The organism is Rhizobium sp. SVR5-9E (assembly GCF_056755095.1).
The window spans coordinates 1-13,190 of record NZ_JBNDHS010000060.1 but is presented as its reverse complement, the minus strand read 5'-3'; the positions used below and the strand labels follow the sequence as shown (position 1 = coordinate 13,190).

10 protein-coding genes and 1 pseudogene are annotated in these 13,190 nt (G+C 59.8%); 9 read left to right on the top strand and 2 right to left on the bottom strand.

The genetic code is table 11. The features are described from left to right. Positions 1-42: 42 nt before the first annotated feature. The 4 genes from pstC (at position 43) to ACPYOJ_RS23260 (ending at position 3,708) form a co-directional block, all read left to right on the top strand. Entirely contained in the window at positions 43-1,020 is a 978-nt protein-coding gene (pstC, locus tag ACPYOJ_RS23275) for a phosphate ABC transporter permease subunit PstC (RefSeq protein WP_481418345.1), read from the top strand. 2 nt (positions 1,021-1,022) lie between these two features. Next, positions 1,023-1,874 (top strand): phosphate ABC transporter permease PstA, encoded by an 852-nt coding sequence (pstA, locus tag ACPYOJ_RS23270; protein ID WP_481418344.1) that lies wholly within the window; start codon positions 1,023-1,025, stop codon positions 1,872-1,874. Positions 1,875-1,876: 2 nt separating this feature from the next. After that, complete coding sequence (pstB, locus tag ACPYOJ_RS23265; RefSeq protein ID WP_481418343.1) at positions 1,877-2,680, top strand: phosphate ABC transporter ATP-binding protein PstB; 804 nt, start codon at positions 1,877-1,879, stop codon at positions 2,678-2,680. Positions 2,681-2,937: 257 nt separating this feature from the next. Then, positions 2,938-3,708, top strand: a complete 771-nt coding sequence (locus tag ACPYOJ_RS23260) for a DUF1194 domain-containing protein (protein WP_481418342.1) — start codon at positions 2,938-2,940, stop codon at positions 3,706-3,708. A 13-nt stretch (positions 3,709-3,721) separates the two neighbouring features. Here the strand turns inward: ACPYOJ_RS23260 and ACPYOJ_RS23255 are convergent, their stop codons facing one another. Beyond that, positions 3,722-4,966 carry a cytochrome P450 gene (locus ACPYOJ_RS23255; protein ID WP_481418341.1) on the bottom strand — a complete coding sequence of 415 codons (1,245 nt, stop codon included), beginning with the start codon at positions 4,964-4,966 and terminating at the stop codon, positions 3,722-3,724. Between the two features lie 57 nt (positions 4,967-5,023). Beyond that, positions 5,024-6,277 (bottom strand): GGDEF domain-containing protein, encoded by a 1,254-nt coding sequence (locus tag ACPYOJ_RS23250; protein ID WP_481418340.1) that lies wholly within the window; start codon positions 6,275-6,277, stop codon positions 5,024-5,026. A gap of 353 nt (positions 6,278-6,630) precedes the next feature. On the opposite strand from ACPYOJ_RS23250, the gene clpP reads away from it, so the two are divergent. The 5 genes and pseudogenes from clpP to ACPYOJ_RS23225 all read left to right on the top strand — a co-directional run. Then, entirely contained in the window at positions 6,631-7,266 is a 636-nt protein-coding gene (gene clpP, locus ACPYOJ_RS23245; RefSeq protein ID WP_481418339.1) for an ATP-dependent Clp endopeptidase proteolytic subunit ClpP, read from the top strand. A 288-nt stretch (positions 7,267-7,554) separates the two neighbouring features. Continuing rightward, the gene (gene clpX / locus ACPYOJ_RS23240; RefSeq protein WP_018857068.1) at positions 7,555-8,832 is read left to right on the top strand and encodes an ATP-dependent Clp protease ATP-binding subunit ClpX; all 1,278 of its coding nucleotides are present in this window, start codon (positions 7,555-7,557) and stop codon (positions 8,830-8,832) included. Between the two features lie 391 nt (positions 8,833-9,223). After that, positions 9,224-11,641 (top strand): endopeptidase La, encoded by a 2,418-nt coding sequence (gene lon, locus ACPYOJ_RS23235; RefSeq protein ID WP_168829190.1) that lies wholly within the window; start codon positions 9,224-9,226, stop codon positions 11,639-11,641. Between the two features lie 204 nt (positions 11,642-11,845). Next, positions 11,846-12,121, top strand: a complete 276-nt coding sequence (gene hupB / locus ACPYOJ_RS23230) for a DNA-binding protein HupB (protein WP_168829191.1) — start codon at positions 11,846-11,848, stop codon at positions 12,119-12,121. A 198-nt stretch (positions 12,122-12,319) separates the two neighbouring features. After that, positions 12,320-13,190 (top strand): annotated as a pseudogene (locus ACPYOJ_RS23225) (esterase-like activity of phytase family protein); the annotation flags it as partial.

The window sequence follows — 13,190 nt, the reverse complement described above, 5'->3', positions numbered from 1 at the left end:
CATTGCCTTTGAAGCCCCCTCAAAAGCAAGTCGAGTGTTAATATGAGCGAAGCATTGGCATCGCTGCCCGCGGCAAACGTGGGCGCGAAGCGGCGTGACGGCCGGACCGGCGACCGCATTTTCTCATGGATCGTGATGGGCTGCGGCCTGTTCGTTCTCGCGGCCCTGCTGGCAGCCGCGATCTCCATGGCATGGGGCGGGCTTCCTGCCTTCCGCACCTTCGGTTTCGGTTTCATCACCGGCACGGAATGGGATCCTGTCGCGCAGCACTTCGCCGGTCTCGTGCCGATTTACGGCACCCTGGTCACTTCGGCGCTCGCGATGATCATCGGCGTTCCGATCAGTCTCGGCATTGCCGTCTTCGTCACGGAAGTCGCACCGCGCTGGTTGCGAGGCCCGATCGGCGGCGCAATCGAGCTGCTGGCCGGCATCCCCAGCATCATCTACGGCATGTGGGGGCTCTTCACCTTCGCGCCTTTCATGTCGGATTACATCCAGCCGGCATTGATCGACTGGCTCGGCCCGTTGCCGGTCATTGGCCTGCTCTTTTCCGGAGCGCCGATGGGCATCGGCATGCTGACCTCCGGCATTGTGCTGGCGATCATGATCATCCCCTACATTTCTTCGGTCATGCGCGACGTCTTCCTCGTCGTCCCGGCGCAACTCAAGGAATCGGCTTATGCCCTGGGCTCGACCCGGTGGGAGGTCGTGCGCGATATCGTCATTCCGCATACGCGCACAGCCGTCGTTGGCGGTATTTTTCTCGGCCTCGGCCGGGCACTCGGCGAGACCATGGCCGTCACCTTCGTGCTCGGCAACACGCACAATATCGCTATCTCGCTGATGGAGCCCGGCAACTCGATCGCCGCCGCGATCGCCAACGAATTCACGGAAGCCGATACCGACATCTACCTGTCGTCGCTGATCGCGCTCGGTTTCATCCTTTTCGTCGTCACCTTCATTGTCCTTGCCATGGCAAAGCTGATGCTGCTGCGCATTGCGAAACAGAAGGGGGAATGAGCATGGCCGTTTCCAGCTCGCTTTATCGCTACCGGCAAGCAAAGAGCGCAATCGCGTTGACGCTTGCGACACTTGCGACGCTCATCGGCCTCGTATTTCTCGTCTGGATCTTGTGGACGACGCTCCTCAATGGCTTGGAGGCGCTGAGCCCGAAGCTCATCACTGAAATGACGCCGCCGCCGGGCGAAGACGGCGGCCTCGCCAATGCCTTCATGGGCAGCTTGATGATCGTCCTGCTCGCTGTCGTCATTGGCACGCCGATCGGTATTCTGGCCGGCACCTATCTCGCGGAATACAGCCGCGGCAAGAAGATCGGCGACCTCATCCGCTTCGTGAACGATATCCTGCTTTCCGCACCGTCGATCATCATCGGTCTCTTCGTTTATGAGGTCGTCGTGCGTCAGACGGGGCATTTTTCGGGCTATGCCGGCGGCATCGCGCTCGCTTTCATCTTCCTGCCCGTCGTCGTCCGCACCACGGACGAGATGCTGCGGCTGGTGCCGGACGTCATGCGCGAGGCAGCGCTTTCGCTCGGCATCCCGCGCTGGAAGGTGACGGTCAACGTGCTCTATCGCGCTGCCGCCGCAGGCATCCTGACCGGTGTGCTGCTCGCCGTTGCTCGCATTTCCGGCGAAACGGCGCCGCTCCTTTTCACCGCGCTGAACAATCAGTACTGGAGCACGGACATGTCCGAGCCGATGGCGAACATTCCTGTCGTCATCTTCCAATACGCCATGAGCCCTTATGACGAATGGCATGCGCTCGCCTGGGCCGGTGCCTTTGTCATGACGGCGGTCGTCCTTGTTCTGAGCGTGGTCTCACGCACCGTTCTGAATCGCAAAGGTGGCAAATGAAGATGCAGTCATCCCAATCCTTCGACGCCCGCCGGGCAACAAATCCGCTGGCAACCGACAAGCTCGCGCTGGAAAGCGTCAACTTCTTCTACGGCGATACGCATGCGATCCGCGATGTGAGCCTCAACTTTCCGGAGCGGCAGGTCTCGGCTCTGATCGGTCCGTCCGGCTGCGGCAAGTCCACGCTGCTGCGTATCCTGAACCGCATCTACATGCTCTATCCGAAGATGCGCGCCACCGGTTCGGTCAAGCTCGACGGACACAACATCCTCGAACCGGGCTTCTCGATGAATGAGCTGCGCGCCCGCGTCGGCATGGTGTTCCAGAAGCCCGTGCCGTTCCCGATGTCGATCTATGACAACATCGCCTACGGCATCCGTCACCACGAGCGCATCTCCAAGGCGGAGATGGACGTGCGCGTCGAACAGGCGCTGCGGCAGGCTGCCCTGTGGGAAGAAGTGAAGGACAAGCTGAAGGGAAGCGGCCTTGGCCTTTCCGGGGGCCAGCAGCAGCGTCTCTGCATCGCCCGTGCCGTTGCCCTTCGGCCGGAAGTCCTGCTCCTCGACGAACCCACCTCGGCACTCGACCCGATCTCGACGGCGAAGGTCGAGGAACTGGTTGCGCAGCTGAAGACCGATTTCACCATCGTCATCGTCACCCACAACATGCAACAGGCGAGCCGCATCTCCGATAACACTGCCTTCATGTATCTCGGTGAGCTCGTGGAGTACGGTCCTACGTCGCAGATATTCCAGGCCCCAAAGAACAAGCGCACCGAAGACTACATCACCGGCCGCTACGGTTGAGGAAAGGCTGTCGAAGGGTAGTTAACGCAAGATTTCTCTGGAGGATTCTTGCGTCTCTACCATCCAGGCGAGCTAATTCTGGAGTAGTACGGCGTTGAGGGCAGGAAAATGGTTCTTGCCGATTATATTATATTTAGCTAATTTAAGGTGGGTCGCTTTTCTAACATTTAGACAGCCGTCGCCGGCGCGATCGTCGCGCCGGACGTCTTTCGTGCGCGTTTTTCATGCATTTCACAAACGCATTTCGGGAGGGGCACATGCCGGTTCGAAAGCGAGCATGCAGGGGACGCCGCCGGATAGCTACGAAGTGGCTTGCCGGTCTTCTGATTGCCAATGCGAGTTGTTTTCCCGCCCGGGCAGGCGACCTCGTGGATCTGCAATTGGTGATCGCTGCCGACGTATCGACATCGATGGATGCGCAGGAAAAAGCGCTGCAGCAGCAGGGCTTCGCCAATGCCTTCCGCCGCCCGGAAATCATCGAGGCGATCACAGGAGGCAGGAATGGCCGGATCGCGGTCACCTATGTCGAGTGGGGCGGAGACGGGCAAAGGAGGGTCGTCGTGCCTTGGACGATCATCGCCAATGAGGCGGACGCCTGGCTATTCTCGCTGAAGCTTGAAGCGAACTCGCCGGCGAAGATACGCCAGGGCACCTCCATCAGCGGCATACTCTCCTACGCCGATTATCTGATCCGCTTCAGCGGTTACGACGCGACACGCTCGCTCATCAACATCTCCGGCGATGGGGTGAATAACAAGGGACTCGAAGTCGAACCCGTGCGCGCCGGCGTGCTCGCGAACGGCATCACCATAAATGCGTTGCCCATTGTGTATGACGCAATGCAGGGCGGAGAGGAGGAGGCCATCGCACCGGAGGACCTGATTGCCTATTTCAGGCGTGAGGTGATCGGTGGGCCGGGCGCTTTTGCAGAGGCGGTCGCGGCGCCGGAGCAATATTCGGCGGCGATCTACCGCAAGCTTTTGCGCGAAATCTCCAACTCCAGTGAAATCGCAGCGGTCGCGGACTAGCCCGCGATAGACGTCACCAGGCAAGGTCAAGCCGGTCGAGTCCATGGAAGTGGTAGACGTCCTTCACCGTCGGTGGCTTAGCCATCCTGAGGCCCGGCAGCCGCTCGAAAAGGATCGGCAGCACGACATTGAGTTCGAGCCTTGCCAGCGGTGCGCCGATACAGAAATGGATGCCGGCGCCGAATGAAAGGTTCGCTGCCTCGTTCCGATCCGGCTTGAAGGCCAGCGGATCACTGAATTTCGACGGGTCAAGATTGGCGGCAGCGAGGATCATGCTCACCTTGTCGCCGCGCTTGAATGAAATGCCGTCGATTTCGGCTGGCTCCAAAGCCCAGCGCTGAAAGATATGAACCGGCGCGCAGATGCGAAGTGTTTCCTCGACGGTACGCTCCGTCGTCGCTTCATCCTTGAACAGTTCGGCAGGATCATAGCCGCTGTCCAGGATGACGCGGACCGAGTTGCCGATTTGGTGAACGGTCGCCTCATGCCCGGCATTGAGCAGCACGATCGTGGTCGAGACGAGCTCGTCCTCTGTCAGGTACTGGCCCTTGTGCTCCGTGTGGATCATGTGCGTCAGCAGATCATCGCGCGGTTCGGCACGGCGTTCGGCGATCACCGTTTTCACATAATCGGAAAATTCCTTGGCCGCCCGCTCGGCGCCATCCTCATCCTCGCGCGTGCGGCCGAACAGGTACATGCGGATATAGGCGTGTGACCAGGCGAGAAGCTGCGGCCCCGTCTCTTCCGGGATGCCGATCATGCGGGCGATCATCGTAACCGGGATGATGTCGGCGAAGGCGGAAAGCAGCTCGACCTCGCCCTTGTCCTTGAAGCCGTCGATGAGCTTGTTTGCGAGCTCCGCAAGCTCCGGCTTCATTTTCTCGACATGGCGCGAGACGAAGGCGCGGTTCACGAGTGTGCGAAGCCGCGTGTGCTCCGGCGGCTCAAGTTCGAGCAGCGAGTAGCGCTCCGCGAGATCGAAGTTGGAGAGATGCTGCTCAGACTCGGGAAGGCCGAGTTCGTCGCGTGTCGCAATATGCAGGATCTGGCGACCGAAGCGGCGGTCGCGCAGCAATCCGTTCACATGGTCGTAGCCGGTGAAGAACCACTGCTTTTGCTGTTCCCAGTAGAAGGTCGGGCAATGGCTGTGAAGTGCCGCATAGACCGCGTTCGGATTGCCATAGAAAGCCGGATCGCTGCTGTCGAGCGAGACGCGGCGCGTGACGGGATCGATCGAGAGGAACGGCGCTATCATCATCCTGCGAGGCTTAGCGGATTTGCCTGGCCCCGGAAAGATGGATCAGAAAACCAGAAATCAGCTGGCCCGGGCGAACGCACCTATCCGCCGAAGCGCGTCTACCTGGTCATCCACCGTCGGCACCAATTCGCCGGCATTCTTGTCCGTTTCAGCCGAAGGAGGGGCGGCAGCTTCCTCGGCGCCGAAAACGACGCTGCAATTGCGGCCGGCAGCCTTCGCCGCATAAAGCGCGCGATCGGCGGCGGAGATCAGCCTGTCCATGTTGGCGTCGGCGGCGGAACTGATGGCAATGCCGATGCTGACGGTGGCTGGCACGATCGCCTCGGGGGTCGTAATCGGCAAACGGCAGAATTCGGCACGGATGGACTCGGCAAGCGCCTCGGCTTCCGTTTGGTCCGAAACCATTGCGAAGGCCGCGAATTCTTCGCCGCCCATGCGGCCGAAGACCTTGTTCGGCACGAACTGGCGCGCTGTTCTGGCGAAAGCGGAAAGGACGGCATCGCCTGCCTGATGACCGAAGCGGTCGTTGATGCGTTTGAAGTGATCGAGGTCGAAGAGCAGCACGGCAATCTGGCGCTCCGCGGCAAGGGCCCTCTGCTGCAGTGCGTCGAAGTGAGCGAAGAGCCCGCGGCGGTTCCAGACGCCGGTCAGTGAATCGGTGAGGCTCAAAGTGCGCAAATGCCTTTCTGAACGGTCCATGATCAGGCGGCAGGTCAAGGCAAAGGCCATGGTCAGCAGGAAGGCGCTCGCCATGGCAACCGCGCCGCCATAGTTGATCGCCTGCATGTCGCTTGCTCCGCTCACCGCGATCGTCACAGCCCCGGCGAAGCAGAGGCATGCCTGGATGATGAAAACAGCCGCAAGTTTGTGACGCGTGCGTTCGACGCGCGCGCCGGGAAAGCAGACGGCCAAGGCAAGGCCGGTGGCGCCGGTTGCCGACGCAAGATTGTAGAGAATGACGCGATTGCCGTAGTCATCGTAGACCCATGGCAGATACACGCCGGCAAGCCAGATTGCGGGCGGCAGCAGCGCCCACCATTCGATCTTCCTGCGGTCGAGCGCCATGAAGCCCGCAATCCAGGCGCTCTGGCCAAGTAGTGCGATCGCATTGCCCGCGTCGATCGATAGGATATCGGGAATTTCGCCGCGCAGCGCAACCAAGGCAAAACCGCTGCCGCTCAGCAGAAAGCCGAGGCCCCAATAAAGATAGGCTTTGTTACTGGTGTTTTGACGCCATGCCATGAACAGCAGCAAAGCCAGCGTCATGGCTTCCGAACACCAGATCGATAATCCTGTAGCGACATTAAACACGGCAAACCTCTTAAATGCGGGGCATTGTCGCATCCGGAGGTCGCCAGTTGATTAATTGCGGGCATCGTTTGCCCTATATTCGCCATTAGGCTTTCCAAAAGGTAAGCGCCCGAAGCGCGTTGGGGGTTCGTTAATCATCTCGCGGACAAAAACTGTGTTGGCTCTTGCGGGGCTCTCGCGGTGAAGCGGCGGTTAGGAGATAGCCCCCTATACGTTCTTCCTGTCTCCGGTCCGCTTTTTAACGTTATCCTTATGCGCGTCTTGAAGAAGAGGGCAGGGACACTCTATGTAGGGATGAGGCAATTTTCTTTGATTCCCGGCGCCTGCCGGCAAGACGTTGACAAAGGACGCACATGAGAAACCCAGTCGATACCGCTATGGCCCTCGTGCCGATGGTCGTGGAACAGACCAATCGCGGTGAACGCTCCTACGACATCTATTCCCGCTTGCTGAAGGAACGCATCATCTTCCTGACGGGCGCGGTCGAGGACCATATGGCGACGCTCGTTTGCGCCCAGCTGCTCTTTCTCGAGGCAGAAAACCCCAAGAAGGAAATCGCGCTTTACATCAATTCGCCGGGTGGCGTCGTCACTGCCGGCATGGCGATCTACGATACGATGCAGTTCATCAAGCCTGCCGTTTCGACGCTCTGCATCGGTCAGGCGGCTTCGATGGGCTCCCTGCTTCTTGCCGCAGGCCACAAGGACATGCGCTTTGCGACCCCGAATTCCCGCATCATGGTTCACCAGCCGTCCGGCGGCTTCCAGGGCCAGGCGTCCGATATCGAACGCCATGCGCGCGACATCCTGAAGATGAAGCGTCGCCTGAACGAGGTTTACGTGAAGCACACGGGCCGCACCTACGAGGAAGTTGAAAAGACCCTCGACCGCGACCACTTCATGGATGCCGACGAAGCTCAAAGCTGGGGCGTGATCGACAAGGTCTTGACGTCGCGCATCGAAATTGAAGGTGAGACGGATAGTAATTAATAGGGATGGTGTTTTTGCTGCCACAGTTCTATCCCAATTGTGATCGAACTAAGGGTTTCATCTGGTAGCGAAGACGCTAATAGTGGCGATTAATGCTATGTTGAAGTTTCATGACATAGCATTCGGCATTCGAAGGGGAGTTCGTTGCCGCCGGAACCGGCTTGGTTTGGTACCGGTTCTTACCCCCTTAAGCCTTGGCCGGCTGATGCTCCGGTGGGAGCAGGCCGGCGGGCCATTGAGTGGACCGCGATTTCACCTTGAAATGCGGCGTGCTGGAAGGAAAGTGATATGAGCAAGGTCAGCGGCAGCAACGGCGGCGACTCCAAGAATACCCTGTATTGTTCGTTCTGCGGAAAGAGCCAGCACGAAGTCCGGAAGCTAATCGCCGGACCGACCGTCTTCATCTGCGATGAATGCGTCGAACTGTGCATGGATATCATCCGTGAGGAAAACAAATCCTCGATGGTCAAGTCCCGCGATGGCGTTCCCACGCCCCAGGACATCATCAAGGTTCTCGATGAATACGTGATCGGCCAGCGCCAGGCGAAGAAGATCCTGTCGGTCGCCGTCCACAACCACTACAAGCGCCTCGCACACGCCTCCAAGAACGGCGAAGTCGAACTGGCGAAGTCGAACATCATGCTGGTCGGCCCGACCGGCTGCGGCAAGACCTATCTTGCCCAGACGCTCGCCCGCATCATCGACGTTCCGTTCACCATGGCCGATGCCACGACGCTGACCGAAGCCGGCTATGTCGGCGAAGACGTCGAAAACATCATCCTGAAGCTGCTGCAGGCCGCGGATTACAACGTCGAGCGCGCCCAGCGCGGCATCGTCTACATCGACGAAGTCGACAAGATTTCCCGCAAGTCAGACAATCCGTCGATCACCCGCGACGTGTCGGGCGAGGGCGTCCAGCAGGCGCTTCTGAAGATCATGGAAGGCACGGTTGCCTCCGTCCCGCCGCAAGGCGGCCGCAAGCATCCGCAGCAGGAGTTCCTGCAGGTTGACACGACGAACATCCTGTTCATCTGCGGCGGCGCCTTCGCAGGCCTCGACAAGATCATCTCCGCCCGCGGCGAGAAGACCTCGATCGGTTTCGGCGCGACCGTCAAGGCGCCGGACGACCGCCGCGTCGGTGAAGTGCTGCGCGAACTCGAGCCGGAAGATCTGGTGAAGTTCGGCCTTATCCCGGAATTCATCGGCCGTCTGCCGGTTCTGGCAACGCTCGAAGACCTCGATGAGGATGCGCTGATCCAGATCCTGTCGGAACCGAAGAACGCGCTCATCAAGCAGTATCAGCGCCTGTTCGAGATGGAGGATGTGGAACTGACCTTCCACGAGGACGCTCTGCGCGAGATTGCCCGCAAGGCAATCATCCGCAAGACGGGTGCCCGCGGCCTTCGCTCGATCATGGAGAAGATCCTGCTCGATACGATGTTCGAACTGCCGGCGCTGGAAGGCGTCCGGGAGGTCGTCATTTCCGAGGAAGTCGCCCGCGGCTCCGCCCGTCCGCTGTACATCTATGCGGATCGGCAGGACGAAAAGGCAAACGCCTCGGCCTGATGACTGCTGTTTCCTTCGGGTAGATTTAGGGGCTTGCCGTCGGCAGGCCTCTTTCTATTTGAAAAACGGTCGACGCTCCTGTTAATAGTTACTGATAGGGTTGAAAAACGCGCTTGCTGACGTTGCGTAAAGTGCCGTCGTTGGCAATGATGGAATGATTCCGCAGCGGTTCCCGGCCTTGTATGAACTGGTCCGGAAGCAGTAGGTGCCGGCCCGGTTATGCGCTTCCTTGTGGCGTTCCATGACCTGATCACAACCGTGGAATGCAGACGTTAGCGTGGCTTGAAAAGCGTAGTCCGAGCCTCCACTTGTAACCCAAGTGAGAGCACAGGCCGGTCGCATGCGGCCGTGCCAGAGAGCCCGGAAACGGGACGATGGAAAGGAAATAAGAATGACGAAGAAAACGTCTGTAGCGAGCAGCACCGCCTATCCAGTTTTGCCTCTGCGCGACATCGTGGTCTTCCCCCATATGATCGTGCCGCTGTTCGTCGGACGGGAAAAGTCGATCCGTGCGCTGGAAGAGGTCATGGGCTCCGACAAGCAGATCATGCTGGTCACCCAGATCAACGCCAGCGATGACGATCCGGATCCTTCAGCTATTCATAATGTCGGCACGGTTGCAAACGTTCTGCAGCTGTTGAAGCTGCCTGACGGCACCGTGAAGGTGCTGGTCGAGGGCCGCGCCCGCGCCGAGATTGATACCTATACAAGCCGCGAGGATTTTTACGAAGCCCTCGGTCACGTGCTCGAAGAGCCGCACGACGATCCGGTCGAACTGGAAGCGTTGTCCCGCTCCGTCGTGTCCGAGTTCGAGAGCTATGTGAAGCTCAACAAGAAGATATCGCCGGAAGTGGTCGGCGCCGCCAGCCAGATCGACGACTACTCGAAGCTCGCCGATACGGTTGCCTCGCACCTGTCGATCAAGATCACCGAGAAGCAGGAGATGCTGGAAACCACCAGCGTCAAGACCCGCCTCGAAAAGGCGCTCGGCTTCATGGAAGGCGAGATCTCGGTTCTGCAGGTTGAAAAGCGCATCCGCTCGCGCGTCAAGCGCCAGATGGAGAAGACCCAGCGCGAATACTACCTGAATGAGCAGATGAAGGCGATCCAGAAGGAGCTCGGCGACGGCGAAGAAGGCCGCGACGAGATGGCCGAACTGGAGGAGCGCATCTCCAAGACCAAGCTGTCCAAGGAAGCGCGCGAAAAGGCCGACGCCGAGCTGAAGAAGCTGCGGCAGATGAGCCCGATGTCTGCCGAAGCGACGGTCGTCCGCAACTACCTCGACTGGCTGCTCGGCATTCCGTGGAACAAGAAGTCGAAGATCAAGGCCGACCTCAACAACGCCGAAAAGATCCTTGAAGCGGATCACTTCGGTCTCGACAAGGTCAAGGAACGCATCGTCGAGTATCTTGCCGTGCAGGCCCGCGCCACCAAGATCAAGGGTCCGATCTTGTGCCTCGTTGGACCTCCGGGCGTTGGCAAGACCTCGCTCGCACAGTCGATCGCCAAGGCGACCGGCCGCGAGTATGTCCGCATGGCGCTTGGTGGCGTCCGTGACGAGGCCGAAATCCGCGGTCACCGCCGCACCTACATCGGCTCGATGCCCGGCAAGGTCATCCAGTCGATGAAGAAGGCGAAGAAGTCCAATCCGCTCTTCCTGCTCGACGAGATCGACAAAATGGGCCAGGACTTCCGTGGCGACCCGTCTTCGGCTCTGCTCGAGGTGCTGGATCCGGCTCAGAACTCGACCTTCATGGATCACTACCTGGAGGTCGAATACGACCTGTCGGACGTGATGTTCATCACGACGGCGAATACGCTGAACATTCCGGCCCCACTGATGGACCGCATGGAAGTCATCCGTATCGCCGGCTACACCGAGGACGAAAAGCGCGAGATCGCCAAGCGGCACCTGCTGCCGAAGGCCATCAAGGAACATGCGCTGCAGCCGAGCGAATTCTCGGTCAGCGACGATGCCCTGATGGCGATCAGCCAGCAGTACACCCGCGAAGCCGGCGTTCGCAACTTCGAACGCGAATTGATGAAGCTCGCCCGCAAGGCGGTCACCGAGATCATCAAGGGCAAGACGAAGTCTGTCCACGTGACGGCCGAGAACATCGACGACTATCTGGGCGTTCCGCGCTTCCGCCACGGCGAAGCCGAGCGCGAGGATCAGGTCGGTGTCGTTACCGGTCTCGCCTGGACGGAAGTCGGCGGCGAACTGTTGACGATCGAGGGCGTGATCATGCCGGGCAAGGGTCGCATGACCGTCACCGGCAACTTGAAGGACGTCATGAAGGAATCGATCTCGGCGGCGGCCTCCTATGTCCGCTCGCGTGCCGTCGATTTCGGCATCGAGCCTCCGCGCTTCGACAAGAGCGACATCCACGTGCACCTGCCGGAAGGCGCGACGCCGAAGGACGGTCCGTCGGCTGGTGTCGCGATGGCAACTGCGATCGTCTCGATCATGACCGGCATCCCGGTTTCCAAGGATGTGGCCATGACCGGTGAAATCACCCTTCGCGGGCGCGTCCTGCCGATCGGTGGTCTCAAGGAAAAGCTGCTTGCAGCGCTTCGCGGTGGCATCAAGAAGGTGCTCATTCCGGAAGAGAACGCCAAGGATTTGGCCGAGATTCCGGACAACGTGAAGAACAACATGGAGATCATTCCGGTATCCCGCATGGGTGAGGTGATCAAGCATGCATTGGTCCGCAGACCGGAGCCGATCGAATGGGATGGAACGGTTGAAACGCCGGTCATCGCAACGGTCGACGGCGTCGAAGACACAGGTACAACCATCGCTCACTGAGGGCGATCTGCCACATTGACGTCTAATTGCTGCAAAACTGGGAAAAGGCTGGCGCAAAACGCCAGCCTTTTTTGTGAAAACGTCATGGAGGTGCTTGCTTTTCCTTGATTTGCAGGGCTTTTGGGTTGCGGCGGGCCTGATGAAACTTATTCTGTGCCTGGCTTACAGATTGAGTCGTTTCGAACCATTGAAAGGGGTGGAAACATGAACAAGAATGAACTCGTGTCCGCAGTTGCCGAAAAGGCTGGCCTCACCAAGGCTGACGCTGCTTCCGCGGTCGACGCTGTTTTCGACGTTGTCCAGGCTGAACTGAAGAACAAGGGCGACATTCGTCTCGCCGGTTTCGGCAGCTTCACCGTTTCTCATCGCGCTGCCACCAAGGGCCGCAACCCGTCCACCGGCGCCGAAGTCGATATTCCGGCTCGCAATGTGCCGAAGTTCACGCCTGGCAAGGGCCTGAAGGACGCCGTCAACGGCTAATCAGATTTGCTTGGCCGCCGGGTAACGAGACCGGCAGTCCAGGTTTCGAAGGGTTCGGCGCAAGCCGGGCCCTTCTTGCGTTGGGGCGATCGCGAGAACTCGCGTCTGAATGGCGGCGCAGACGAGTGGAAAACGCGCGGTTGTCATCTGCCTGTCACAGCGGTCCCGCAGAAAGCCCAGGTTTCGAATATTCGATACATGGGGGTTTTCATGACTATTCTATCGCGCAAGGCAGCGCTGGCTGCCGTGCTCCTCGCATCCGTTGCATTTCCGGCGGCTGCAGAGCCTGTTTTCAATCGCATTGCGTCCTTCCCGGTCGCCTCGAACCTGCCGTCCGACAAGGACAAGCTGTCGGCGACCTCCGCCGAGATCATCACCGCAACTGATGACGGCAACACGTTGATCTACAGCGACAGCCCGCTCGGCGCGATCGGCTTCATCGACATCACCGACGCCAAGGCGCCGAAGGCGCTCGGCGCCCTGATGATGGACGGCGAGCCGACCTCCGTCACCTCAACCGCAGGCAAGGCGCTCGTCGCCGTCAACACCGGCGAGAGCAAGCGGAAGCCGTCGGGCCGCCTGGCGATCGTCGATGTTGCGACCAAGAAGATCGAAAACACCTGCGATCTCGGCGGCCAGCCGGATTCGATTGCTCTGAACAAGGACAAGACGCTCGGCACCATCGCCATCGAAAACGAGCGTGACGAAGACGTCGACGACGGCAAGATCCCGCAGATGCCGGCCGGCGACCTCGTGATCTTCCAGGTCAAGAGCGGCACCGTCGATTGCGGCACGATCAAGCATGTGACCCTGACCGGCCTTGCCGGCGTTGCCCCGGAAGATCCGGAGCCGGAATTCGTCTCGTTCAACAGCCAGGACGAGATTGCGCTCACGCTGCAGGAAAACAACGAGATCGTCATCATCGACGGCAAGACCGGCACGGTGAAGACGCATTTCTCTGCCGGCAGCACGGACCTTTCCGGTATCGACACGAAGAAGGACGGCGCGCTGAAGTTCACCGGCGAACTGAAGGGCGTGCTTCGCGAGCCCGACGCCGTAAAGTGGCTGG